The following is a 25,537-nucleotide window of genomic DNA, read 5'->3' on the forward strand; positions in this document are numbered from 1 at the left end:
TAATGAGTCGAATCGCACCGGCAAAGGAGCCCCCGTGAGCACAAACCGTCCCCTTCGCGTCATCCAGTGGACCACCGGGAACATCGGGCGCCGCTCACTGCACGCCGTCATCGGCCGGCCCGACATGGAACTGGTCGGGGTGTACGCGCACGGGGCGGACAAGGTCGGCGTCGACGCCGCCGACCTGGCCGGCTGGCCCGAACCGACCGGTGTGCGCGCGACCGACGACATCGACGCACTGCTGGCCCTGGACGCCGACGCGTGCTGCTACAACCCGTTGTGGCCCAGCGTCGACGAACTGGTGCGGCTGCTGGAATCGGGTGTCAACGTGTGCACCAGCGCGGCCTGGATCACCGGGGGCAAGCAGACCCCGCAGGACCGCCAACGCATCCTGGACGCCTGCGAGCGGGGGCAGTCGACGATCTTCGGCAGCGGGGCGCACCCCGGGATGACGAACATGGTCGGCATGGTGCTGTCCGCCTCCTGCGAGTGGGTCGACGAGATCCGGATCACCGAGTCGGTGGACTGCTCGACCTACGAGTCGGCGGAGACCCAGACGGCGATGGGCTTCTCCCAGGATCCCGACACCCCGGGCCTGGCCGAGAGCGTGCGGCGGGAGAGCGAGGTGTTCGCCGAATCGGCGGCGATGATGGCCGACGCGATCGGGGCGAAGCTGGACAGGATGACCTTCGACGTCACGTTCACCGCGGCCACCGACGACTCCGATCTGGGCTTCATGAAGATCCCGGCGGGAACGGTCGGCGGCGTCTACGGGTACCACCGCGGCTGGCAGGGCGATCGCAACGTCGTCAGCGTCGGCTTCAACTGGACCATGGGCAACCACGTGGCGCCGCCCAAGCCGCTCGAGAACGGCCACGTCATCCAGGTGTTCGGGTTGCCCAACATGCGCACCGTGCTGCACTGCCTGCCGCCCAAGGACTGGACCGAGCCCGGGTTCATGGGCCTGGGCATGATCTACACCGCGATGCCGGTGACCAACGCGGTCCCGGCGGTGGTGGCGGCGCGCCCCGGCATCGCGACGCTGGCCGACCTGCCGCCGGTCACCGGCCGGGTGGCTCGCTGAAGCTATGCCGTTCGCCACACCAAACGGGCCCGGAGGAACGGTTCCGTGCATTAAGGTTTACGATACTTAGCTGAGCAAATGTTCTGATGATTTGGCTGGTCGTCGACGGTGTCGAGCGTTCCGATCCGGCAGGACGGCGGACACGCGCAGCAGTGAGTGGAAGGCGGTGACATGAGAGCGGTTTCCATCGGTGGCCATCTCAAGCAAGCGTGGATACCCTTCGTGCTGGTGGTCGTCCTGAGCGCCTCGGGACTGGTGGTGTCGCGACTGCACAGGATCTTCGGTTCGCAGGACCTCAACGCCAATGCCGGCGCGGGCATCGAGATCGTGCAGTTCAATCCCAAGGTCGTCACCTATGAGATCACCGGGCCGCCCGGGTCGACCGCCAACATCAACTACTGGGACGCCGACGCCAACACCCACCAGGTCAACGGGGCGCCGTTGCCGTGGTCGTACACCCTGTCCACGACCCTGCCCGCGGTCAGCGCCAACATCATGGCCCAGACTGACGCCGACCGGATCGGCTGCCGGATCACCGTCGACGGCCAGCTGCGCGAGCAACACGAATTCAACGGCGTCAACGCGCAGGCGTTTTGCCTGGTGAAGTCCGCATGACCGCCCCGAGCGCCGCCCGGCGCGGCCACCGCCCGTACATCCCGCACCTCATCCGCATCTTCGCGGTGCCCATCATCCTGGGCTGGGTGGCGGTGACGGTCCTGCTCAACGTCGCGATCCCGACGCTGGAAGTCGTCGGGGAGGCGCACTCGGCGCCGATGGCTCCGCTAGACGCGCCGTCGATGAAGGCCATGATGCGGCTCGGCCACAACTTCCAGGAGTTCGACTCCAACAGCACGGTGATGGTCGTGCTCGAAGGCCAGCGGCCGCTCGACGACGCCGCCCACCGCTACTACGACGAGATCGTCCGCAAGCTGCGCGGAGACCACGAGCACGTCCAGCACATCCAGGATTTCTGGGGTGACCGGTTCACCGCGGCGGGGGCGCAGAGCGCCGACGCCAAGGCCTCCTACGTGATGATCAACATCGCAGGCGACCAGGGCACGACGCTGGCCAACGATTCCGTCGAGGCCGTGCGCAAGGCGGTCAACAACACCCCGGCACCGCCGGGGGTGAAGGCCTATGTCACCGGGCCCGCGGCGCTCTCCGACGACATGCACGTCATCGGTAACTCCAGCCTGGCCAAGATCACGCTGTTCACCCTGGGCGCGATCGCGGTCATGCTGCTGCTGGTGTACCGCTCGATCGTCACCACCGTGATCCAGCTGTTCATGACCTTCGTCGGGCTGGCGTGCTCGCGTCAGGTGGTCGCCGCGCTGGGCTACGTCAACGCGTTCGGGCTGACCACGTTCGCCGCCAACATCCTGACGATGCTGGCGATCGCCGCGGCCACCGACTACGGCATCTTCCTGGTCGGGCGCTACCAGGAAGCGCGGGCGGCCGGCGAGGACCGGGAAACCGCCTACTACACCACGTTCCACGGGGTGGCGCCCGTCGTGCTCGGGTCGGGCCTGACCATCGCCGGCGCCACCTACTGCCTCAGCTTCGCCCGGCTGCCCTGGTTCAGCACCATGGGCGCGCCCGTGGCGATCGGGATGCTGGTCGTGGTGCTGGCTGGCCTGACGCTGGGCCCGGCGGTGATCTTCGTGGGCAGCCGCTTTGGCCTGTTCGAACCCAAGCAGGCGGCCAAGGGCCGGCTGTGGCGCCGCGTCGGCACCGCGGTGGTGCGCTGGCCGCTGCCGATCTTCGCGGTCAGCGCCACCGTCGTGCTCATCGGCATGCTGGGCCTACCCGGCTACGTCACCAGCTACAACGACCGCTACTACCTGCCCGGATCGGCGCCCGCCAACCTCGGATACGCGGCGGCGGACCGGCATTTCTCCCAGGCCCGGATGAACCCTGACATGCTGATGGTCGAAGCCGACCACGACATGCGCAACCCGGCCGACATGCTGGTGCTGGACAAGGTCGCCAGAAACCTCATCCGCACCCACGGCATCGCCATGGTCCAGGACATCACCCGGCCCCTGGGCATCCCCATCCAGCACAGCTCGATCCCGTTCCAGAACAGCGTCCAGGGCCAGACGACCATGCAGAACATGGACTTCCTCAGGCAGCGCATGGCCGACATCCTCAAGATGGCGGATGAGCAGCAGATCACCATAAATTATCTGGAGCAGATGTATGACCTCACGAAACAGATGGCCGACAATGCTCACGACATGGCGAATCTCACCGAAAAAATGGCGAACATCACTGATGAGCTGCGGGATCACCTAGCGGATTTCGACGACTTCTGGCGGCCGGTCCGCAGCTACTTGTGGTGGGAGAAACACTGCTTCGACATCCCGATATGCTGGTCGACCCGCTCCATTTTCGACGCCTTGGACGACACGGACAAGCTTGCCGAGACCATCCATTCCCTGTCAAAAGACACAAGAACCCTGGACGTGCTCACGCACCAGTTGGCCGCGATCTTGCCGCCGCAGATCAACAGCATGAAAACCACCCGCGAGCTGACCCTGACGATGCACAGCACCTTCGAGGCCATGCTCGACCAGATGGACGCGATGAACGACACCGCGATCGTCATGGGGCAAAGCTTCGACAAGTCCAAGAACGACGACTTCTTCTACCTTCCGCCCGAGGCGTTCTCGAACCCGGAGTTCATCCGCGGCATCAAGATGTTCTTCTCCCCCGACGGCAAGTCCACGCGTTTCTTCATCACCCATCAGGGCGATCCGATGACCCCGGAAGGGATCTCACGGGTCGACTCCGAGCGCCTGGCCGCCCAGGAGGCGCTCAAGCAGTCGTCGCTGTCGAACGCCAAGGTGTTCCTGGGCGGTACGGCGGCGACCTTCAAGGACATGCATGACGGCGCCAAGTACGACCTGATGATCGCGGTGATCTCGGCGTTGACGCTGATCTTCATGATCATGCTGCTGCTGACCCGCAGCGTGGTGGCGGCTCTGGTCATCGTGAGCACCGCGGGCAGCTCGATCGCGGCGTCGTTCGGGTTGTCCGTGCTCATCTGGCAGGACCTGTTCGGTTTCAAGATCCACTGGATCGTGATGGCGCTGTCGGTCATCATCCTGCTGGCCGTCGGGTCCGACTACAACCTGCTGCTGGTCTCCCGTTTCAAGGAGGAGATCCACGCCGGCCTCAAGACCGGGATCATCCGGTCCATGGCCGGCACCGGCACGGTGGTGACGTCCGCGGGTCTGGTGTTCGCCTTCACCATGGCGGCCATGCTGGGCAGCGAGCTGACCGTGCTGGGGCAGTTCGGCTCCACGGTCTGCATCGGTCTGCTGCTCGACACCCTGGTCGTGCGCACGCTGCTGATGCCGTCCATCGCCACCATGCTGGGGCGCTGGTTCTGGTGGCCGCAGGTGGTCCACCCCCGCGGCGACTACGGGCGCCGGCAGCAGCCGGTGGCCAAGGAGGCCGACACCTCGCCGATACCGGTGCCGGCGCACCGCTGATTGCCCGCGGCACTACCCGGACAGCTGCACGCACACCGCGACGGCTCCCGCGCCGACGTGCAATCCCAGCACCGGCCCCAGCGGGGTCACGGTCGCGGGCCGGCACGCCGGTAGCCGCGCGGCCAGCGCGGCGGCGACCCGGTCGGCGCCGTCGGGGTTGGCGACGTGGTGCACCGCCAACTCGGCGGAGTCCTCCCCCACGATCTCGCAGACCCGGTCGATCATCGCCGCAGTTGCGTTGTTGACCGTGCGCACCCGTTGGGCCAGAACGAGTTTCCCGTCCTCGATGCGCAGCACCGGCTTGAGCGCCAGCGCGGTGCCCAACCACGCCTTGGCCCCGCCGATCCGTCCGCTGCGGCGCAGGTTGTCCAGGCGGTGGACCACGATGTAGGCGTGGCCGCGGGACACCGCCGCGCCGGCGGCGCCGGCGACGGCCTCCAGATCGCCGCCCGCGGCCGCGGCCCGCGCGGCGGCCAGCGCGACGAAGCCGGTGCCCATCGCGGCCGACCTCGAGTCGACGACCCGCACGGCCGGGCCCAGTTCGGCCGCCGTGCGTTGCGCGGCGGCACAGGTTCCCGACAGGCCCGAGGAGATGTGCACCGCCACCACGCCGTCGCCGCCGCTGTCGGTCAACGCCTGCCGGTAGGCGGCGTCGAGTTCGGCCGGCGTCGCCGCCGCGGTGGTGGCGTGACGCTTGTGGAGGTCCTCGGGGATCTCGTCGACGCCCTCACGCAGGTCGGCGCCGTCGAGCAGGATGTGCAGCGGGACCACGCGGATCGCCCACTTCTCGCACAGGTCGGCCGGCAGCCGCGACGACGCATCGGTCACCACCACGACAGTCATCAGCGCCGCTCCTTCTCATCGCTGCGCTCTGCATCGTCGTCGGCGCGGGTCACGGTCAGTCACACGGCTTCTCGGCCGCCACTTGAGCCTTTTGCAAGGCTTCGGCCAGCGCCTTGAGCATCAGCTCGGCGACCGCCTGGTGGGCCTCGAAGTTCCAGTGGATGCCGTCGGGGTTGCCTCGGCCGCTCATGATCTGTTCGGCCACAGCGGCTTTGAGGTCCACCAGCGGAACGTCGTGGCGCTGCGCCCATTCGGTGATCGCCGCCACCGTGCCGGGACGGCCGTGGTGCGCCTTCCCGTAGGTCTCGGCGATGTGCACCGACGGCAGGGATGCCACGATCGGGATGCCCGGGCGGTTGAAATCGATTGCGGCACGGGTCTGTTCGAGATAGTCGGCGCTCAGGCGCGGGGGCAGCGCGGGCCTGGCCACCGGCGAGAGCCGCGGCTGTACCCAGCCGTACCCGTCGCGTACCCAGCGCCGCAGCCACGACGGGCGCACGTAGCGGATCAGCTCGCGCAACGCCGTCGGCAGCACCGAGGGCAGCGAATCCATCCCGCCGGTCGCGAAGACCACCGCGCCCGCCCTGGGTAGCGCCGCCCAGGCGCGCGGGTCCTGGGTCGCCGCCCACCAGACGTCCCGGCAGGTCCAGCCGATGCGACCGATCAGCTCCAGGTCCCAGCCTAGCTGTGCGGCAACGAGATTGGGCCAGATCCGCGGGTCGTCGGCGGGCAGTCCCCCGGTGGGCCCGTAGTAGGCCAGGGAGTCGGCGAACACCAGCAGGGTGGGACGCGCCTCAGAGGACATCGCCGAACACCTGCGCCGACGCGTTCCAGACGTCCAGGCGCCAGCCGATGCCGTCGAACCCGTCGCCTTCGCCGCGGGAGTGGCCGGACAGTTGCACCCAGCTCGCGTTGCCCATGCCGCCCAGGACCGGCCAGTTGCCGACCGGCAGCTTGAGCAGCGCGGCCGACAGCGCGGCGATCAGCCCACCGTGGGCGACGAACACCACCGGTCGATCCGGCTGGTCGGGGTCGCCCCACTCCGGGTTGCCGGCGACCAGCTCGGCGACCACCGGCAGGCTGCGCGAGGCCACGTCCACCCGGCTCTCCCCACCGTGCGGTGCCCACGTGGCGTCTTCGCGCCACGCCAGCCGGGCTCCCGGGGCCTCGGCGTCGATCTGGGTGTGCGTCAAGCCCTGCCAGTCGCCGAGATGGGTCTCGCGCAGCCGCTCGTCGACCCGCACGTCCACGCCGGCCCGCTCCCCCAGCGTCACCGCGGTGTCGTAGGCGCGCCGCAGGTCCGAGGAGACGATCAGCAGCGGCTGCTGCTTGCCCAGCGCCTCGGCCGCGGCGATCGCCTGCGCCCGGCCCAGCTCACTGAGCTCGGTGTCCAGCTGGCCCTGCATCCGGCTGCCGAGGTTGTAGGCGGTCTGGCCGTGCCGCAACATCACCAGGCGACGAATTCTCATAGCGGATCCGCCGATTCCGCCGACAGGTCCACCGGCACCACCGGGCAGTCGCCCCACAGGCGGTCCAGGGCGTAGTAGTCGCGGTCGTCCTGATGCTGGATGTGCACGACGATGTCGCGGTAGTCCAGCAGCGTCCAGCGGCCTTCCCGGGTGCCCTCGCGGCGCGCGGGCTTGTAGCCGGCCCGGCGCATCTTCTCCTCGACCTCGTCGACGATGGCGTTGACCTGCCGCTCGTTGGACGCCGACGCGATGACGAAGCAGTCCGTGATGACCAGCTGGCCGGAGACGTCGATCACGATGACGTCGTCGGCGAGTTTGGCGGCGGCCGCACCGGCGGCCACCGTCGCCATGTCGATGGCTTCCTGCGTGGCGCTCATGTGTCGTTCCCCGTAACCAGTCCGGCCTGTTCGTTTTTGCAGTAGAGCCGGCGCTTGGACACGTACTGCACGACGCCGTCGGGCATCAGGTACCACAGGGGGCGCGACTCCTCGGCCCGGCGGCGGCAATCGGTCGACGAGATCGCCAGCGCCGGGATCTCCACGAGGGTGAGCGCGTCGGCGGCCAGCTCGCCCAGCACGCCGGTGATGTGCTCATCCTGCAGTTCGTAGCCGGGGCGGCTGACGCCGACGAAGTGCGCCAGGTCGAAGGCCTCCTCCCAGCCGCGCCACGACAGGATGGAAGCCAGCGCGTCGGCGCCGGTGATGAAGTACAGCTGGGCGTCCGGGTTGAGCGCGTGCAGGTCGCGCAGGGTGTCCCTGGTGTAGGTGGGCCCGGCGCGGTCGATGTCGACCCGGCTGACCGAGAACCGGGGATTGGACGCGGTCGCGATCACGGTCATCAGGTAGCGGTCCTCGGCGGCCGATACCGGCCGGCCCTTCTGCCAGGGCTGCCCGCTGGGCACGAACACCACTTCGTCGAGCTCGAACAGGTCGGCGACCTCGCTGGCGGCAACCAGGTGGCCGTAATGGATGGGATCGAACGTCCCACCCATCACCCCGAGCCTGCGAAGCAGCTTTTGCACGGTTTGCCAGCTTACTTGAGGCGATGCGGGAGGCCGATTTCTCGGCGGTGACCGCACCGGTCATCCGCGAGCCCGGCGCTCACACGGGCAGCAGCTGGTCGATCACCGCGGCCAGTTGCTTGGCGGACCGGCACTCGTGCATCGTGACCACCTCTTGGTAGCGCGGCACCGCGGAGTCGCCGCTGCCCCACAGGTGCCTGGGCTCGGGGTTGAGCCAGTGCGCGTGGCGGCTGGCGGTCACCATGTCGGACAGCACGTCGATCGCCGGGTCGCGGTAGTTGGTGCGCCCGTCACCGAGCACCAGCAGGGAACTGCGCGGGGAGAGCGCGTTGGGGAAGGCCTGCACGAACGACACGAACGCGTTGCCGTAGTCGGAATGGCCGTCGCGGCTGTAGACGCCGGCCTCCCGGGTGATCCGCTGGATGGCCACCGCCAGGTCGGCCTCGGGCCCGAACATGTGCGTCACCTCGTCGGTGGTGTCGATGAAGGCGAACACGCGCACCCGCGAGAACTGTTGACGCAACGCGTGCACCAGCAGCAGCGTGAAATGGCTGAATCCGGCAACCGAGCCCGAGACATCGCACAACACAACCAGTTCCGGACGCGCCGGGCGGGGCTTGGCCAGCACCACATCGATCGGGACGCCCCCGGTCGACATCGACCTGCGCAGCGTCTTGCGCAGATCGATCGTCCCGGCCCGGGTCCGGCGCCGGCGGGCCGCCAGCCGGGTCGCGAGGGTGCGGGCCAGCGGCGCGACCACACCCCGCATCTGGCGCAGCTGCTCCCCGGAGGCGCGCAGGAACTCGACGTTCTCCGAAAGCTGTGGAATGCCGTACATCTGGACATGGTCGCGGCCCAGCTGCTCGGCGGTGCGCCGCTTGGTCTCGGCGTCGACCAGCTTACGTAGTTGTGATATACGCTGCGCGGCAAGGGCTTTGGCGATCTGCTCCTGGGTGGGCGTGGGCTCGTCGCCGTAGGGGGCGAGCAGGCCCGCCAGCAGCTTGCCTTCCAGCTCGTCGAGTGCCATCGCCTTGAGCGCCTGGTACGACGAGAACGACGGGCCGCGGCTGGAGCTGTACTTGCCGTAGGCCTCGACGATGCGCGCGATCATCGAGACCAGACGCTGGTCCATGTCGGCGAGATCGGGGTTCTCGGCGAGCAGGTCCAGCAGCATCTGACGCATCGCGTCGACGTCGTCGGGCGGCAGTGAATTGTCGTCCGCCGCCTCGTCGTCGGTCGTCAGGGCCACCGCGCGCGCGCCCAGCGCCGCCGGGAACCACAGGTCGAACATGGCGTCGTAGGTCTCGCGATGGTCGGGCCGGCGCAGCACGGCGCAGGCGATGCCCTCGCGCAGCACCTCCCGGTCGCCCAGCCCGAGCGTGGTCATCACCCGCCCGGCATCGACCGTCTCTGAGGGCCCCACCGCAATGCCCGCCCCGCGAAGGGCTTCCACGAACCCCACCAGGTGGCCGGGCAGCCCGTGCGGGGCGAGCGGCCGGGTGGGTCGGATACGGCGGGCGGCCATCAGTGCAGCCTCATCAGTTGAGCCTCAGCTCCCCGCTCGCGCGCTGCTGGTCGGATTGGTGTTTGAGGACCACTCCGAGCGTCTGGGCGACGACGGCGTCGTCGATGGTGTCCAGGCCCAGCGCCAGCAGCGTGCGGCCCCAGTCGATCGTCTCGGCGATCGACGGCACCTTCTTGAGCTGCATGCCGCGCAGCACGCCGATGATGCGCACCAGCTCATCGGCGAGGTGCTGGGGCAGCTCGGGGACGCGCGACAACAGGATGCGCCGTTCCAGGTCGGGGCTGGGAAAGTCGATGTGCAGGAACAGGCAGCGGCGCTTGAGAGCCTCCGAGAGCTCGCGGGTGGCGTTGGACGTCAGCACGACGAACGGGGCCCGCTCGGCGGTGATGGTGCCCAATTCCGGGACCGTCACAGCGAAGTCGGACAGCACCTCGAGCAGCAGGCCCTCGATCTCGATGTCGGCCTTGTCGGTCTCGTCGATCAGCAGCACCGTCGGGTCGGTGCGCCGGATGGCGGTCAGCAGCGGACGGGACAGCAGGAACTCCTCGCTGAACACATCGTCCCTGGTCTGATCCCAGTCCCCCTGTCCGGCAGCGTTGCTCGTTTGAATTCGCAGGATCTGCTTGGCGTGGTTCCACTCGTAGAGCGCGCGGGCCTCGTCGACCCCCTCGTAACACTGCAGGCGGACCAGCCCCGACCCGGTGGCCTGCGCGACCGCACGCGCCAGTTCGGTCTTACCGACACCGGCCGGCCCCTCCACCAGCAGCGGCTTGCCGAGCCGGTCGGCCAGGAAAACCGCCGTCGCGGTGGCGGTGTCGGGCAGGTAGCCGGTCTCGGCCAGCCGTCGCGAGACGTCTTCGATGTCGGCGAACAGCGGCTTGGGCCGGGCGGGCACGCTCACAATCGCATTCTCCTCAAGCACTTTGGCGACAGGTCAGGCTGGGCGGATCTGGCCGTCCCCCCACGCGATCCACTTGGTCGAGGTCAACTCCGGCAGCCCCATCGGTCCCCGGGCATGCAGCTTCTGGGTGGAGATCCCGATCTCGGCACCGAAACCGAACTGCTCGCCGTCGGTGAACGCCGTCGAGGCGTTGACCATTACGGCGGCCGCGTCAACTCCATCGGTAAATCGTTGTGCCGCGGCCATGTTGGTGGTGACGATGGCCTCGGTGTGTCCGGTGCCGTACTCGTTGATGTGGGCGATGGCGGCGTCGACGCCGTCGACCACGGCCAGCGCGATGTCCATCGACAGGTATTCGCGGCGCAGATTCTCCTCGCCCGCCCCTTCGGTCAGGCCGCCGTGCACGGTCACCCCCGCGTCCTGCAGCGCGGCCACCAACCTGGGCACCGCGTCGGCGGCGATCGCCGCGTCCACCAGCAGCGTCTCCGCGGCGTTGCACACACTGGGCCGCCGGGTCTTGGAGTTCAGCAGGATTCGTTCCGCCACGTCCAGGTCGGCACCCTCGTGCACGTAGACGTGGCAGTTGCCGACGCCGGTCTCGATGGTGGGTACCTGCGCGTCGCGGACCACCGCGTCGATCAGGCTGGCGCCCCCGCGCGGGATCACCACGTCGACCAGGCCGCGGGCCTGGATCAGGTGCGTGACCGTCGACCGGTCGGTGGCCGGAAGCAGCTGGACGGCGTCGGCGGGCAGGTCCTCGCCGAGCAGCGAAGCGCGCAACACGTCGACGAGCGCCTGGTTGGACCTGGCCGCCGACGAACTCCCGCGCAGCAGCACGGCGTTGCCGGACTTGAGCGCCAGGCCGAAGGCGTCGACGGTGACGTTGGGCCGGCCCTCGTAGATCATGCCGATGACGCCCAGCGGCACCCGCTGCTGGCGCAGCTGCAGGCCGTTGGGCAAGGTGTAGCCGCGCAGCACCTCACCGACCGGGTCGGGCAACCCCGCGACCTGACGCAGGCCCGCGGCGATCGCCTCGACGCGCTTGGCGTCCAGCGCCAGCCGGTCGAGCATTGCGGGCGCCGTGCCGGCGGCCCGCGCGGCGTCGAGGTCTTCGGCGTTGGCTTCCAGGATCGTCGCGGTGTGCGCCACCAACGCAGCGGCCGCGGACTGCAACGCGGCGTCCTTGGCGACCGTCGGCAACACCGCGAGCGCGCGGGCCGCGACACGGGCGCGGCGCGCGGCGTCGTGGACTTCGCGGCGCAAGTCGGGGCGCGACGGTGCTCGCAGACTCATCGAACCAGGGTATCGGTCGCCGAGCGGCCGACTAAGGCTGCCCCATCCGCGTCATTGCGACCGCTGCATCGGTGCGCCGTGACGTGCCGGGCCGCGTTCCGTGTGCACCACCGACAGGGCGGCTTTCACCGGCGTCTCTCCCGCCCGCTCGCCGCACCTCGCCTGGCGCACTTTGTTGCGACGCTCCTCGATGATGCGGCCGAAGTTCTGCAGCAGCACCGGTTCGCGCATCACCAGCGGCTCGAGGTGTTCGCGGTCGATCTCGAGCGCGGTGACCTCCCCGAGCGCGTGGGCGCCGGCGAGGTTCGGTTGCCGGGTCAGCGCCGTCAGCCCCAGGAACGAGCCCTCTGCCAGCGTGCCGATCACCGTGACGGACCCGTCGTCGGCCGTGGCGGTCAGTTGCACGCTGCCGGCGACCAGGAACGTCATCCCGGCGGGCACCTGACCCGCGTACTCGACGATCTCGTCGGCCCCGTACCGGACGAGCCGGGCGCGCGAGTGCAGCAAGCGCTGTTCGTCCATGCTGAGACGCAGTGCCGGCGCCACCACGGTGCGCAACGCGCTCTCGACCCGTTCGGCGGTCGAGTAGTCGTCGTCGGCGCCGTCCAGGTGAAGCCCTTCCCGGCGCGCGGCGTACCAGATCCATCGCAAAAACGTGGACCGGGCGCCACCGTCGTCGGCGGGCGAGTTCAGCGCGAAGGACGTGCGGTACTCGGCGCCGCCGACGGGCACCGAGCGGGGCACGACGCCGGTCGCCAGTTGCGGCAGGCCGGATGCGGTCCGGGTCAGCAGCGCGCAGACCCGGTCGGGCGGGTCCGCGGCCGAGAAGGTGGTGGTCAGCGACAGTTTGTGTGTGCCCGGCGGGCGGCTGAGGTTCGTGAACGACGTCGTGGCCAGCATCGAGTTCGGCATGATGCGCATGCCGCTGCCGGTGTCGATGTGCACGGCCCGCCAGTTCACCTCGACGACGCGCCCCTTCGCGGTTCCCGTGTCGAGCCAATCGTTGATCCGGAAAGGCTGCTCGAAGAGCATGAACAACCCCGACACGATCTGGCCGACGGAGTTCTGCAACATCAGGCCGATCACGACCGACGTGACGCCCAGCGCGGTGAACAGGCCGCCGACCCGTACACCCCAGACCCAGGACAACATCAGGGCCACACCGGTGCCGATCACGGCGAAGCGGGCCACGTCGAGGAAGATTCCGGGAAGCCTTTTGCGCCAGCTGTCTGCGGGGGCGCCCTCGAACACGGTGGCGTTGAGACCCGACACCACCACCAGCAGCACCAGGAAGCCGAACAGCGTGGTGAGCATCCGCACCGGCACGTCGCCGGCCGGGATCTGCGACGCCTTGACCAGCAGCAGCAACAGCGCACCGAGGGGCAGCAGGTAATTGCGCAGCAGGCTGACTTGTCTGGTCATACGGCTGTTGCGGCGGGCCAGGTTGTGACCCAGCTCGGTGAGCACGATCAACGCGAGCGGAAACCCGACCGCGATGCCTATCGCCCAGTAGAACCACGGGGCGTGCCAGGCGTTCATCACCGCTCCGCGAGCCGGTAAATCGCCTGCTCGGATCCGCCGACCGAGATGGTGCCCGCGGGCGTGAACTGCCGCACGTCCCGCAGCGCCTCATAGACCTGAGCACTCACGTAGATGCCCGGCTGCGGTGCGCCACTGTGCATCTGGTAGGCCAGGCTCACCGCCCCGCCCCACATGTCGTAGATGAGGCCGGACCGGCCCACCAGCCCGCTGACCACGTTGCCGGTGTTGACGCCGATCCGCAGGCTCAGCTGGTGACCGGTCTGGGCGTTGAAGCGGTCGATGCTGTGGCGCATCTCCAGGGCGAAATCGACGCTGCGGTGGATGCTGTCCAGTCGCGGGGTGATCACACCGCAGCTGGCCAGATAGCCATTGTGGAACGTGCGGATCCGTTCCACGCCAAGGGCTTCGGCCGCCGAATCGAACTGGCGGAACAGTTCGTCGACGATGCCGACCAGCACGTCGCCGGGCAGGCTGTTGGAGATCTCGTCGAGCCCGACGATGTCGGCATAGATGATGGCGACGTCCTGATGCGTCTGGGCGATGGTCTCCTCGCCGCCGCGGTACCGCTGCACCACCGATTCGGGCATCAGCGCCAGCAGGAGCCGTTCGTTCTCCCGGCGCTGCTCGTTGAGGAGTTCGTCCTTGATCGCCAGGTTCCGGCTCATCTCGTTGAACGCCGCGGTGAGATCGCCGAACTCGTCGCGCGACTTCACCGGGATGTTCACTTCGTAATCGCCGGAGCTGATCTTGCGCGTGCCCGCCTCGAGTCGCCGGATCGGCCGCACCGCCGCCTGGGCGACCAGCATCGAGGCCACGCAGATGACGAAGATCATCGCCGTCACCGCGATCACCAGCGTTTGGCTGAACCTGCCCAGTCGCGCGAAGGCATCGGAGTTGTCCCTGGTGGCCAGGATCGACCAGTGCAAGTCTGAGTCGGGTATGTTCACCGGGGCATACGCTTCCAGCTCCCGGTTGCCGGTGTAATCGGTGCCGCTGACGGTCCCGCTCTCGCCGCGCTGGGCGGCCCGAAGGCCCGAGCTGGCAACCGGCTGCACCAGCACGGTGGTGTGCAGCCGGATCGCCCGGGCGACGACATCGGGCGGTGTGCCGGCGGCGATGGCCTCGCGCCGGTACTCCTGCGGGTCTTCCAGGAAAATGCGCGAATCCGAGCGCATCAGGTCGTCGGGGCCCGCCAGATAGGTCTCGGTCGCGGCACCCATCCCAGCGGCTTTCCACTCTTTTCCTGCGGTCATGATCGTGTTGATCATCGCGATCGGCACCGGCAGGGCCATGACGCCGCTCATCTTGCCGTTCATGCCGACCGGCGACACCACCCACGCCGTGGGCGTGTCGAGCTGTGGCTGATAGGGCTGGAAGTCGGTGATCCAGACGAAGTCGAGATCGTTGGAGCGCAACGCCTTTTGGTAGGCGCTACGGAGATTGGATTCCCGGTACGGGCCGGTGAGGATGTTGGTCCCCAGGTCCGGCCCTTTCCGCACGCTGTAGACGACATTGCCCTGCGTGTCCAGCAGCAGCGCGTCTCGATATTTGAAGCGCGTCACGATGCCGCTCAAGTAGAAGTTGAAGTGGGCGTTGGCCGCCGACCACGCGCTGCCGTCGCCGGCTTCCCGCATGCCCGCCTGTTCGTTCGGCGGCGTGGGCACCGCGGTGTAGTTCGCCTGAACGTACCTCTGCGCGTTGGAACTCGGCAGGACGGCGTTGAGGTCGATCGTGTCGCCGGTCAGCTGCTTGATCGGCAGGATCATCTGGTTTTGGTAGTAGCCGACGAGCGCCTGCTGCTGGGCGGGGGTGATCGTCGCGTCGGCAAGTTGGTCGAAACCCGCAGTGAGCGCGTCGGTTGCCTCGACGATGCTGAATCCGCCGCTGTAGACGATCAGCGAATTCGTCACTTGCCGAAACAGCGCTTCCACCGCGCGCTTCTGGGATCCGCGCAATTCGATCAACCGCTCGGACTCGACCTGCACCAACGCGTCGCGGCCGGACACGGCCCCGATGAAGCCGATGACCGCCACGCCCAGGATGCTCGACAGCAGCAGCGCCACCAGGATCTTGGACTGGATGCCGAACCGGAAGCGGGGCCGCGACAGAAACCGGTGCTTTCTTCTGCCCGCCAATTCGACCGGGGCGGATTTCCCATCGGTCTCTCCGGCGGATTCCCGGCCGCTTTCCGAAGTGGTTTCGCTGGCAATTTCCCCGCCGGTTTCCCGGCTGGTCCGAGGGGCCGGATCGGCGTCTTTAACCCCGCTCGATGTCAATCGCCTCTCCGCCTTTCTTCGACAGGATTCGGCCTCGCTCACGCAGCAGAGTAACGCGCCGACCCGCAGATATTGGCGATTGCCGCAAAGCGACGCTCCCCGCCCGGCGCGACTACCGTCGCGGGAATGGCGCGGGTGTGTGTGGTTGGCAGCGTGAACATGGATCTGACGTTCGGCGTCGAAGCCCTCCCGCGTCCGGGCGAGACGGTGCTGGCGTCGTCGTCGAGCCACGCCCCCGGCGGCAAGGGCGGCAACCAGGCGGTCGCCGCGGCGCGGGCCGGCGCACAGGTGCAGTTCGTCGGCGCGCTCGGCGAGGACGCCGCGGCCGGACAGCTGCGGGCGCATTTGACGGCCAACGGCGTCGGGCTGGACGGGACCGTCGCGGTCCCCGGTCCGAGCGGCACGGCGATCATCGTGGTCGACACCGGCGCCGAGAACACCATCGTCGTCGCTCCGGGCGCCAACGGGCGGCTCTCGCCGTCCGACGAGACGGTGCGCACGGTGATCTCCGACTGCGACGTGCTGTTGACCCAGTTGGAGATTCCGGTCGCGACGGCGCTGGGCGCGGCGCGCGCGGCCCGCTCGGCCGGGTCGGTCGTCCTGGTCAACGCGTCGCCGGCGGGCCGGGACGACGGCGCGCTGGCCGAACTGGCGGAGCTGGCCGACGTGGTGATCGTCAACGAAGACGAGGAACGCCAATGGCGCTGGCGGCCGGACCATCTGGTGACCACCCTGGGCGCGCGGGGCGCCCGGTACGCCGGCACCGACGGCGAGTTCACGGTGCCCGCCCCAGCGGTCGACGCGGTGGACACCACCGGGGCCGGCGACGTGTTCGCCGGGGTGCTGGCGGCGAACTGGCCGCCCCACCCCGGCGCGGCGGCCGAGCGGCTGCGCGCGTTGCGGCGCGCGTGCACGGCAGGCGCGCTCGCCACGCTGGTGCGCGGCGCCGGCGACTGCGCCCCGGACGCCGCGGCGATCGACGCGGCCCTGCGCGAGCGGCGTTCGGGCTAGTCCCGGCGCACGTCGTGGGCGATCGTCAGGCCGTCGGCCGTCTCGAGTTCGTCGGCGGTCTGACTCAGCAGCACGCGGCTGCGGCCGGGCGACAGCAGGGCAGAAAGGTGATGGTGCGGCGCGCCGGCCACGAACACCAGCCGATTGACGCGCAGCAGCGCGGCGCCGATCGCCGTGTCCAGCAGGCGGGCGTTGCGCGGGCCCGCGATCTCGGCGGTGATCTCATGGCGCACCCGGTCGGCGACGATCCCCGCGTCGGACAACAACTGGTAGAGGGGCGCGCGCCGCAGCGCGGACTCCGTCAGCGTGCCGGCGAGTTCCCCGGGCAGCCAGGCCTCGCTGACGATCAACGGCTCCAAGGTCCTGCGTTGCCGCCGCACCCGCACGATGTGCAGCAGGTCGCCGGACGTCTCGAGCGCCTCGGCGACGGGTTGCGGGGGGCGGCGGGCCCCGAGTTCGACCACCTCCACGTCGGTTTCGAACTGGGTCTGGCGCAGGCCCGCCATGTAGGACCTGCCGGCCGACGACACGTCGGCCGCGCCGTGCGGGCGTACAAAGGACCCCACCCCGTGGCGGCGCTCGATGTAGCCCCGCTCGGCGAGGTCCGCCAGCGCCCGGCGCACGGTGATGCGGGAGACCCCGAACTGCCCGCAGAGGGTCTGCTCGGTGGGCAGCGCGTCGCCGGGGGCCAGCACGCCGCGGTCGATCTCGTCGTGCAGCACCAGGAACAGCTGCCGGTGCAGCGGGACGCCCGCAGCGGCGGACACCGGTGCCGCCCTGTCGCCGGCCTTGTCCACGGTCATGAATATTTCCACACCCGGCCCCTTGCGCCCGCTTCGTTAGTTGTTATATGTATATAACAACTAACGGGAAAGGGGTGGCCGATGACGGCGGTGACGCAGCCGGCCGCCACCGACCCGGCGGGGCCCACCGGACGGCTGGCCACCTGGGTCGCCGGGCTCACCCTCGACGACGTGCCACACCCGGTCGCGCGGCGCGCCAAGCACCTGTTGCTCGACGGCCTGGGCTGCGCCCTGGTCGGCGCGCGGCTGCCCTGGTCTCGGCTCGCCACCGACGCGGTACTCGGCATGGAAGGCGGGGGCGACACGGTCGTCATCGGCACCGGCCGCACCACCGGCGCACCCGGCGCCGCGATCCTGAACGGCACGTTCATCCAGGGCTTCGAGCTCGACGACTTCCATCCCCTCGCGCCGCTGCACAGTTGCTCGCTGATCATCCCCGCCCTGCTGTCGACTGCCGCGACCCGCCCGGGAACGATCACCGGCGCCGAACTGCTGCTCGCGGCGATCGCCGGGTTCGAGGTGGGGCCGCGCGTCGGCTACACCCTGCACGGCACCCAGATGCTCGACCGCGGCTGGCACTCCGGGTCGGTCTTCGGCACCCACTCGGCGGCCATGGCCTCGGGCAAGCTGCGCGGACTGCCGCCCGCACAACTGGAAGACGCCCTCGGGCTGGCGGCCACCCAGTCGTCGGGGCTGATGGCCGCGCAGTACGAGGCCATGAGCAAACGCATGCACCACGGTCTGGCCGCGCGCAACGGTTTTTACGCCGCGGGCCTGGCGGCGGCCGGCTACACCGGCATCAAGCGGGTGTTCGAGCGCGAATACGGCGGCTTCCTCAGCGTGTTCGGCGAGGGCCACGAACCCGACGCCGCGCTGCTCACCGGCCAGCTGGGCCGGCACTGGGAGACGACGAGCATCATGGTCAAGTCCTACGCCGCGATGGGTGGCCTGCACGCAGCGATCGATGCCGCCAGACGGCTGCGCGAATCCGTTGCGCCCGAGAACATCTCAACGGTCGACATCACCGTCGGCGAGACCGTCTACAAGCACGGCTGGTGGCCGCCGGAGCGACCGCTCACGCCGATCGGGGCGCAGATGAACATCGGCTACGTCACCGCCGCAGCGCTGCTCGACGGCAACGTGCTGCCCGAACAGTTCGCCCCGGCGCGCCGCGACGCCGACGACATCTGGTCGCTGATCGCCGCAACCACGGTCCACCTCGACGAATCGCCGGCCCGCGCCGCGATGACCGAGAAGTTCCGCACCGAGCTGGCGGTGACGACCGTCGACGGCGCCGTGCACCGGGTCCGCGTCGACGTACCGCATGGCGCGCCCACCGACCCCGTCACCGACGACGAACTCGTCGCGAAGTTCCACGCGCTCGCCGACCGGGTCACCGACCGCGCCCGCGCCGACGCGATCGAACGGGCGGTGCTCGGTCTGGACGAACTCGACGACACCGATCATCTGGCCGAACTGCTCGCCGCTCCGGTGGCGGGCGCCTTGGACTGAAAGGAACCTGCTGTGGCTACCACCCCGGCCCGCCGACGCCTCAGGGAGCTGCTCGACAAGCGCGAACTCATCGTCGCGCCAGGCGTTTTCGACGGGATCTCCGCACAGCTGACCAAACGGACCGGCCATGTCGCCGCATACATGACCGGGGCCGGTGTGGCGGCGTCCGGTTTCGGCCTGCCCGACATCGGGCTGGTCACGGCAACCGAGATGGCGGGGCGGGCCGCGATGATCGCCGACGCGCTGGGGGACATCCCGCTCATCGCCGACGCCGACACCGGCTACGGCGCACTGCGAAATGTGGTGCGCACGGTGCGTTCTTACGACGCGGCGGGAGTGGCCGCGATCCAGCTGGAAGACCAGGTCTTCCCCAAACGGTGCGGCCATCTGCCGGACAAACGGGTCGTCGACGCGGCGCTGTTCGAGCAGACCCTCGCCGCCGCCCTGGACACCCGGTCCGACGACGACCTGCTCGTGGTGGCCCGCACCGACGCCCGCGCCCCGCTCGGGCTCGACGAGGCAATCGAGCGCGCCAACCGCTACGCCCGCGCGGGCGCGGACGTCATCTTCGTCGAGGCGCCGCAGGACGCCGGCGAGATCGAGCGCATCGCAACCGAAGTCGATGCCCCGCTGCTGATCAACCTCGTGCTGGGCGGCATGACGCCGCCGCAGTCGGCGTCGCGACTGCAGGAGCTGGGCTACGCCATCGCCATCCATCCCGGCAACCTGCTGATGCAGGCGACGTTCGGCATGCTGCAGAGCCTGTGCGAACTCAACGGCAGCGAGTTGGCGGCCCACCTGCCGAGCAGCCCCGCCGGCTTCTTCGACCTCGTCGGCATGGCCGAGTGGCTGGCCCTCGACGACCGCTACGCGCACCGGGACAACTCATGGGCATGACCGTCATCGAGAAGATCCTCCCCCGCAAGGCCGGTCTGGCCTCGGTGTCCCCCGGCGACACCGTCGTGGTCGACGTGGACATGACCGTCCTGATCGACCTGCAGTTCGCCACCATGTGGATCGCGCCGAACCGCGTCCACGACCCCGACAAACTGGCGGTCGTCATGGATCACGCCGTCCCGGCGCCGACCGTCAAGGACGCCGCGGGTGGAACGCACGCCCGCAAGTTCGTCGCCGACTTCGGCATCGAGCGCTTCTACGACGTCGGCCGGCACGGGATCTGTCACGAGGTGATCGCCGAGAACGGCCTGGCGCGGCCCGGACAGATACTGGCCTGCGCCGATTCCCACACCTGCGCCGCCGGCGCCTACAACACGGCGGCCCGCGGACTCGGTCCCGCGGAGGTGTATTCGATCATGTGCACCGGAACGACGTGGTTTCAGGTCGCGCCGACCGTCCGCTACGAATTCGGCGGCGCCAAGCCGGACGGCGTGAGCGGCAAGGACGTCTTCCTCTACCTCGCCGACGAATACGGCGACGCCGCCAACCTCAACCTGGAGTTCGGCGGGCCCGGGCTGGCCGGCATCCCGATGCACGACCGGCGCACCATCGCGACGCAGTGCGCCGAGGTTTCCGCCGACTTCGGCACCTTCGAGCCGGACGAGGTCCTGACGGCATTCCTCGACGAGCGCGGCATCACCGGATACGCCGCCGCCGCACCGGATCCCGACGCCGCATACCGCGAGGTCCGCCACGTCGACCTGTCCGCGCTGGAACCCTATGTCGCACGGCCGGGCACCGTCAGCCGCAACGGTCTGCCGGTGTCGCGGCTGGGCAGGCAGAAGGTGGACCAGGCGTTCATCGGGTCGTGCGCCAACGGACAGCTCGAGGACCTGCGGATCGCCGCGGAAGTGCTGCGCGGCAAGAGCGTCGCCCCCGGGGTGCGGCTCCTGGTCACCCCCGCCTCGCAGGCGGTCTACCGCGAGGCCATGCGGCTGGGATACCTGCAGGACATCGCGGATGCGGGCGGCGTCGTCACCAACTCCACCTGCGGCGCCTGCTTCGGCTACCACATGGGGGTCGTGGGTCCCGGCGAGGTGTGCATCACGTCGAGCACCCGCAACTTCACCGGCCGGATGGGCAGCGCCGAGGCAGAAATCTTCATGGCCTCCCCGGCGACCGTCGCGGCCTCGGCGATCGCCGGATACATCACCGACCCCAGGAGCGTGACGGCATGACGGTGGCATTCAGCGGAAAGGTCTGGGTGTTCGGCGACAACCTCAACACCGACGACATGTATCCGGGCTACGCGCTGAAAATGGAGCCCGCGGAGGCGGCCAGGCACGTGTTCTACCAGGTCCGCCCCGGCTGGACCGACGAGGTCTCCCCCGGCGACGTCGTGCTGGCCGGCAAGAACTTCGGGCTGGGGTCGTCGCGCCCGGTCGCGGTGTTGTTCGCCGAACTGGGCGTCGCCGGGCTGGTCGCCGAGGAGTTCAGGCTCTTCTGCCGTAGTCGTGGGTCTGTGACCAGGGGGCTTGTGGCCCAACGCCGTGTCCTGCTTACGTTTTGGACTGTTATCGGGTTCAAGACGAAGGAGGGTGTACGGCGTTGGGTAAATCCAGGGTATTCGCGACGGTCCTCGGTGGCCAGGACATGGTCGTCGATGACGTGATGATCGAGACGGAGACTTCGCGCGGAAAACAGCCGGTGACCAGCGAGGTGCTGGTGTTTGAGGTGCGGCCCAAGGCGAACCAGGCCAGCCGGTGCTCGCGGTGCCGCAAACGCTGTGCGGGCTATGACGGCGGGGAGGGGATCAGGCGCTGGCGCACCCTGGATCTGGGGACGACGAAGGCCTATCTGCAGGCCGCAGCGCCGCGGGTAGCCTGCCCCGAGCATGGAGTGGTGGTGGCCCACCTGCCCTGGGCGCGGCCCGGGGCCCGTCACACCTGGGCGTTTGAGGACACAGCCGCGTGGTTGACCGCGCATGCCGCGATCAGTGTGGTCGCGGTGTTTTTGCGGGTGGCCTGGCGCACCATCGCCGCGATCGTGGGCCGGGTGGTCGCCGATGGCCGCGACACCAACGACCTGCTGGCCGGGTTGACCCGCATCGGCATCGACGAGATCGCCTACCGCAAAGGCCACCGCTATGTAACCTGCGTCATCGATCACACGACAGGCCGGCTGGTGTGGGCAGCCGAAGGCCGCAACCAGGACACCTTGGGCCGGTTTTTCGACCAGCTCGGCGCCCAACGTGCCGCGGCGTTGACTCACGTCAGCTGTGATGGGGCGGAATGGATTCACGCCGTGCTGCGGGACCGGGCCCCGGGTGCGGTGATCTGCCTGGATCCGTTTCATGTCGTGGCCTGGGCGCTCAAGGCCCTCGACAAGGTGCGGGTGCGTACCATGGCCCGCGCCGGTGTCCGCGACCGGCACGCGATGTGGGCGACCCGCAAGAACCCGGCCGATCTGACCGGTGAGCAACGCACCAGCCTCGCGTCGATCACGGCTACCAACGCCACGCTGTATCGGGCGTATCTGCTCAAAGAGCAACTCCGCGAAGTGTTTCGGGTCAAAGGCCGCGACGGCCATCGCCTGCTGGCCGGTTGGTTGTCCTGGGCGTCGCACTCGCGCATCCCGGAATTCGTTGCCGTAGCCCGCACCGTCCGCCGTCACAAGGAGCTCATCGGCAACACTCTCGACCACCAACTGTCGAATGCCCGCTCAGAGGCGACGAACACCCACCTGCGGGCATTGACCACGCGTGCGTACGGGTTTCACAGCCCTGAGGCGATGATCGGCATGGCCATGCTCACCCGCGGCGGCCTATGCCCCGCACTGCCCGGTCGAGCAGCATGAAACCAGACCCACAGAAACGTCAGGAGACCCGGAGTTCAACTCCCTGTTCTTTCGCAACGCCGTCAACGCCGGCCTGCCCGCGATGACGATCCCCGACGCGACCTCGCTGTTCCGTGAGGGCGACCGGGGCACCTTCGACCTGAGCGCCGGAACGTGGCGCAACGACACCACGGGAGCCTCGGGCACCGTGCCGACGCTGCCCGGGCTGATCCTCGAGATCCTCGAAGGCGGCGGGGTGCTGCCCCGGCTGGTCGAGCAGGGATACCTGCCCGCCGAACTGGGCGATCTGATGCGGTCTTCCAGCGTGGCGATCCGCGGCGCCGGAAGCGGCGCGTGATGGCGCTGGTGGGCCGGCTGCTGCGCGGCGCCCGCGCGGGCGAACACCGAAGCCCACTGGCCGGCAGCGCGTTCGACGCTCCCGCCTCCATCCGCGTGACGAGTTCGGCATTCGGCGACGGCGCGGCCATGCCGCCGTCCAGCGCGGGAAAGGGGGTCGGAGACAACATCTCTCCGCCGCTACGCTGGGAGGGGCTGCCGCCCGGGACGCGGCAGGTGGTGCTCGTCATCGACGATGTCGACGTCCCACTGCACCGGCCGCTGCTGCACACCGTCGCGGTGATCGAGCCGACGGTGCGCGAAGCCGCCGCGGGTTCGCTGCGCCCGGGCAGCGCCGGAATGCGTTTCCTGCGAGCGGATCTTGGGCATCGGGGCTACGCCGGGCCGCGCCCGATCCCCGGCCACGGACCCCACCGCTACCGGTTTCAGGTGTTCGCGATCGACGAACCGATACCCGCCGTTGTCGACTCGGCCAAGGCCCTGTTGGTTGCGATGCGCGGCCACCTGCTGGCTCGGGGCACGCTCACCGGCACCTACGAGCGCTGAGCTTGCGCGGCCTACTCCTCGGGTATTTCGCGCTGGATCTCGTCCAGCCAGATGCGCGCCGACATGTCCGACGGGGCCCGCCAATCGCCCCGCGGCGAGAGCGCCCCGCCGTGGGACACCTTCGGGCCGTTCGGCAGGGCGGACCGCTTGAACTGGCTGAACGAATAGAAGCGCTGCACGAACACCTGCAGCCAGTGCCGGATCTCCTTCAGCGAATAGGTCGGTCGTTTCTCCGCGGGGAATCCCGGCGGCCAGTTGCCCTGGCCGGGGTCGTGCCACGCGTGCCAGGCCAGAAACGCGACCTTCGACGGCCGGAATCCGTAGCGCAACAGCTGAAACAATGAGAAGTCTTGCAGCGCATACGGCCCGACCTTGGCCTCACTGCTCTGCAGCTCTTCTTCCTCCCCGCTGGGCACCAACTCCGGAGTGATCTCGGTGTCGAGCACCGATTGCAGCACCTCGCCGACCTCGGACTCGAACTCCCCCGTGGAGATCACCCAGCGGATCAGGTGCTGGATCAGCGTCTTGGGGACACCGGCGTTGACGTTGTAGTGCGACATCTGGTCGCCGACACCGTAGGTCGACCAGCCCAGCGCCAGCTCGGAGAGGTCGCCGGTGCCCAGCACGATCCCCCCGCGCTGATTGGCCAGCCGGAACAGGTAGTCGGTGCGCAACCCGGCCTGCACGTTCTCGAAGGTGACGTCGTAGACCTTCTCGCCGCGCGCGAAGGGGTGCTCGATCTCCTTGAGCATCAGCGCAGCGGTGTCGCGGATGTCGATCTCGGAGAAGGTGACGCCCAGCGCGCGGCACAGCTCGATCGCGTTGCGCTTGGTGCGATCCCCCGTCGCGAAGCCCGGTAGCGTGAACGCCAGGATGTCGGCACGCGGCCGTTCCTCGCGGTCCATCGCGCGCGCGGCGACGATCAGCGCGTGCGTCGAGTCCAGCCCGCCGGAGATCCCGATGACGATCTTCGGGTAGTCCAGGGCGCGCAGCCGCTGTTCGAGCCCGGCGACCTGGATGTTGTAGGCCTCGTAGCAATCCTGTTGCAGCCGTTGCGCATCCGCGGGAACGAAGGGGAAGCGCTCGATTTCACGGCGCAGGCCGATGTCGCCGCCCGGCGGATCCAGCCGGAACTCGATGCGCCGGAACGACTCCGCCGACGTGCGGTGGTGGCGCCGATTGTCGTCGAACGTCCCCATGCGCAGCCGCTCGGAGCGCAGCAGCTCGGTGTCGACGTCGGCGACGCTGTGCCGCTCCCCCCGCGGGAACCGCTCGGAGGTTGCGAGCAACACGCCGTTCTCCCACACCATGGTCTGGCCGTCCCAGGCCAGATCGGTGGTCGATTCGCCCTCGCCCGCGGCGGCGTAGACGTAGGCGGCCAGGCACCGGGACGACGCCGAACGCGCCAGCAGGCAACGATCCTCGGCGCGCCCGATCGTGATCGGGCTGCCGGACAGGTTGGCCAGCACCGTCGCCCCCGCCAGGGCCGCCTCCGCGCTGGGCGGAATCGGCACGAACATGTCCTCGCAGATCTCGACGTGCAGCACGAAGCCGGGCAGGTCCGACGCGGCGAACAGCAGGTCGGGACCGAACGGGGCCTCGATCGGGCCGGAGGGGCCGCCGATGCGGATGGTGCCGCGTTCGCCGTCGCCGGGCGCGATCTGGCGACGCTCGTAGAACTCCCGGTAGGTGGGCAGGTAGGACTTGGGCGCCACGCCGAGCACGACGCCGCGGTGGATCACCACCGCGGCGTTGTAGATACGGTGCCGGTGCCGAAGCGGGGCGCCGACCACCAGCACGGGCAACAGGTCGGCCGAGGCCGTCACGACCTCGGCGAGGGCCGCTTCGACGTCATCGAGCAGCTGGTCCTGCAGCAGGATGTCCTCGATCGAATAGCCGGACAGCGTCAGCTCGGGAAAGACGGCCAGGCCGACGGCCTCGTCGTGGCACTCGCGCGCCAGCCGCAACACCGACGCGGCGTTTGCCGCCGGATCGGCCATCGTGGTGTGGCGGGTGCACGCGGCGACGCGGACGAAGCCCTGGCTGTAACTGTTGTAGAAGTCCATCGCTTCCCCATTCTCGCCCAGGTGGTGTCAGCACCGGTTTGCCGGGTACACGTTGCCCC

21 protein-coding genes and 2 pseudogenes are annotated in these 25,537 nt (G+C 69.1%); 11 read left to right on the forward strand and 12 right to left on the reverse strand.

The window, feature by feature from the left end; genetic code table 11:
• Positions 1-34 precede the first annotated feature (34 nt).
• The 3 genes from ACJ512_RS20710 (at position 35) to ACJ512_RS20720 (ending at position 4,581) form a co-directional block, all read left to right on the forward strand.
• Positions 35-1,084, forward strand: coding sequence for an NAD(P)H-dependent amine dehydrogenase family protein (locus tag ACJ512_RS20710; protein ID WP_369737940.1), 1,050 nt, complete (start codon positions 35-37; stop codon positions 1,082-1,084).
• Positions 1,085-1,255: 171 nt separating this feature from the next.
• Entirely contained in the window at positions 1,256-1,699 is a 444-nt protein-coding gene (locus tag ACJ512_RS20715; protein ID WP_369737938.1) for an MmpS family transport accessory protein, read from the forward strand.
• Positions 1,696-4,581 (forward strand): MMPL/RND family transporter, encoded by a 2,886-nt coding sequence (locus tag ACJ512_RS20720; protein ID WP_369737937.1) that lies wholly within the window; start codon positions 1,696-1,698, stop codon positions 4,579-4,581. The genes ACJ512_RS20715 and ACJ512_RS20720 overlap by 4 nt, the downstream gene beginning before the upstream one ends.
• A gap of 12 nt (positions 4,582-4,593) precedes the next feature.
• On the opposite strand, the gene ACJ512_RS20725 is transcribed toward ACJ512_RS20720, so the two are convergent.
• The 10 genes from ACJ512_RS20725 to ACJ512_RS20770 form a co-directional block, all read right to left on the reverse strand.
• A complete protein-coding gene (locus ACJ512_RS20725; RefSeq protein ID WP_369737935.1) occupies positions 4,594-5,424 on the reverse strand; it encodes a DegV family protein in 831 nt (276 codons plus the stop codon).
• Between the two features lie 55 nt (positions 5,425-5,479).
• Positions 5,480-6,229: a diglucosylglycerate octanoyltransferase gene (octT, locus tag ACJ512_RS20730; protein ID WP_369737934.1), complete on the reverse strand. Its 750-nt coding sequence runs from the start codon at positions 6,227-6,229 to the stop codon at positions 5,480-5,482.
• Positions 6,219-6,893 carry a glucosyl-3-phosphoglycerate phosphatase gene (gpgP, locus tag ACJ512_RS20735; protein ID WP_369737933.1) on the reverse strand — a complete coding sequence of 225 codons (675 nt, stop codon included), beginning with the start codon at positions 6,891-6,893 and terminating at the stop codon, positions 6,219-6,221. Before gpgP ends, octT begins: the two co-directional genes overlap by 11 nt.
• Positions 6,890-7,270 (reverse strand): ribosome silencing factor, encoded by a 381-nt coding sequence (gene rsfS, locus ACJ512_RS20740; RefSeq protein WP_369737932.1) that lies wholly within the window; start codon positions 7,268-7,270, stop codon positions 6,890-6,892. Before rsfS ends, gpgP begins: the two co-directional genes overlap by 4 nt.
• Positions 7,267-7,884 (reverse strand): nicotinate-nucleotide adenylyltransferase, encoded by a 618-nt coding sequence (gene nadD / locus ACJ512_RS20745; protein ID WP_461480147.1) that lies wholly within the window; start codon positions 7,882-7,884, stop codon positions 7,267-7,269. Before nadD ends, rsfS begins: the two co-directional genes overlap by 4 nt.
• A gap of 109 nt (positions 7,885-7,993) precedes the next feature.
• Positions 7,994-9,439, reverse strand: a complete 1,446-nt coding sequence (locus ACJ512_RS20750; protein WP_407689164.1) for a vWA domain-containing protein — start codon at positions 9,437-9,439, stop codon at positions 7,994-7,996.
• Between the two features lie 13 nt (positions 9,440-9,452).
• Complete coding sequence (locus ACJ512_RS20755; protein WP_407689163.1) at positions 9,453-10,340, reverse strand: AAA family ATPase; 888 nt, start codon at positions 10,338-10,340, stop codon at positions 9,453-9,455.
• 33 nt (positions 10,341-10,373) lie between these two features.
• Complete coding sequence (locus tag ACJ512_RS20760; protein WP_369737928.1) at positions 10,374-11,633, reverse strand: glutamate-5-semialdehyde dehydrogenase; 1,260 nt, start codon at positions 11,631-11,633, stop codon at positions 10,374-10,376.
• Between the two features lie 51 nt (positions 11,634-11,684).
• A complete protein-coding gene (locus ACJ512_RS20765) occupies positions 11,685-13,172 on the reverse strand; it encodes a mechanosensitive ion channel family protein (RefSeq protein WP_369737927.1) in 1,488 nt (495 codons plus the stop codon).
• Entirely contained in the window at positions 13,172-15,385 is a 2,214-nt protein-coding gene (locus ACJ512_RS20770; protein ID WP_407689166.1) for an adenylate/guanylate cyclase domain-containing protein, read from the reverse strand. The genes ACJ512_RS20765 and ACJ512_RS20770 overlap by 1 nt, the downstream gene beginning before the upstream one ends.
• Before the next feature lie 192 nt (positions 15,386-15,577).
• Between ACJ512_RS20770 and ACJ512_RS20775 the strand changes: the two genes are divergently transcribed.
• A complete protein-coding gene (locus tag ACJ512_RS20775) occupies positions 15,578-16,462 on the forward strand; it encodes a ribokinase (protein WP_369737926.1) in 885 nt (294 codons plus the stop codon).
• On the opposite strand, the gene ACJ512_RS20780 is transcribed toward ACJ512_RS20775, so the two are convergent.
• Positions 16,459-17,265, reverse strand: a complete 807-nt coding sequence (locus ACJ512_RS20780) for a GntR family transcriptional regulator (RefSeq protein ID WP_407689655.1) — start codon at positions 17,263-17,265, stop codon at positions 16,459-16,461. The genes ACJ512_RS20775 and ACJ512_RS20780 overlap by 4 nt on opposite strands.
• Before the next feature lie 81 nt (positions 17,266-17,346).
• Between ACJ512_RS20780 and ACJ512_RS20785 the strand changes: the two genes are divergently transcribed.
• The 7 genes and pseudogenes from ACJ512_RS20785 (at position 17,347) to ACJ512_RS20815 (ending at position 23,412) form a co-directional block, all read left to right on the forward strand.
• Positions 17,347-18,777 carry an MmgE/PrpD family protein gene (locus ACJ512_RS20785; protein WP_407689654.1) on the forward strand — a complete coding sequence of 477 codons (1,431 nt, stop codon included), beginning with the start codon at positions 17,347-17,349 and terminating at the stop codon, positions 18,775-18,777.
• 12 nt (positions 18,778-18,789) lie between these two features.
• Positions 18,790-19,674: an isocitrate lyase/PEP mutase family protein gene (locus tag ACJ512_RS20790; protein ID WP_407689653.1), complete on the forward strand. Its 885-nt coding sequence runs from the start codon at positions 18,790-18,792 to the stop codon at positions 19,672-19,674.
• The gene (locus tag ACJ512_RS20795) at positions 19,665-20,912 is read left to right on the forward strand and encodes a 3-isopropylmalate dehydratase large subunit (protein ID WP_407689652.1); all 1,248 of its coding nucleotides are present in this window, start codon (positions 19,665-19,667) and stop codon (positions 20,910-20,912) included. Before ACJ512_RS20790 ends, ACJ512_RS20795 begins: the two co-directional genes overlap by 10 nt.
• Positions 20,909-21,217, forward strand: a pseudogene (locus ACJ512_RS20800) (3-isopropylmalate dehydratase small subunit); the annotation flags it as partial. The gene ACJ512_RS20795 and the pseudogene ACJ512_RS20800, both read left to right, overlap by 4 nt.
• A 65-nt stretch (positions 21,218-21,282) precedes the next feature.
• On the forward strand, positions 21,283-22,530 hold the full coding sequence (locus ACJ512_RS20805) for an ISL3 family transposase (protein WP_407689820.1): 1,248 nt from the start codon (positions 21,283-21,285) through the stop codon (positions 22,528-22,530).
• A 31-nt stretch (positions 22,531-22,561) separates the two neighbouring features.
• Positions 22,562-22,867: pseudogene (locus tag ACJ512_RS20810) on the forward strand (3-isopropylmalate dehydratase small subunit); the annotation flags it as partial.
• Positions 22,867-23,412 (forward strand): YbhB/YbcL family Raf kinase inhibitor-like protein, encoded by a 546-nt coding sequence (locus ACJ512_RS20815; protein ID WP_407685805.1) that lies wholly within the window; start codon positions 22,867-22,869, stop codon positions 23,410-23,412. The pseudogene ACJ512_RS20810 and the gene ACJ512_RS20815, both read left to right, overlap by 1 nt.
• Positions 23,413-23,423: 11 nt before the next feature.
• Here the strand turns inward: ACJ512_RS20815 and ACJ512_RS20820 are convergent, their stop codons facing one another.
• Entirely contained in the window at positions 23,424-25,478 is a 2,055-nt protein-coding gene (locus ACJ512_RS20820) for an NAD(+) synthase (protein ID WP_407685804.1), read from the reverse strand.
• Positions 25,479-25,537 lie beyond the last annotated feature (59 nt).

This window comes from Mycobacterium cajalii (assembly GCF_045809005.2).
Taxonomy (GTDB): domain Bacteria; phylum Actinomycetota; class Actinomycetes; order Mycobacteriales; family Mycobacteriaceae; genus Mycobacterium.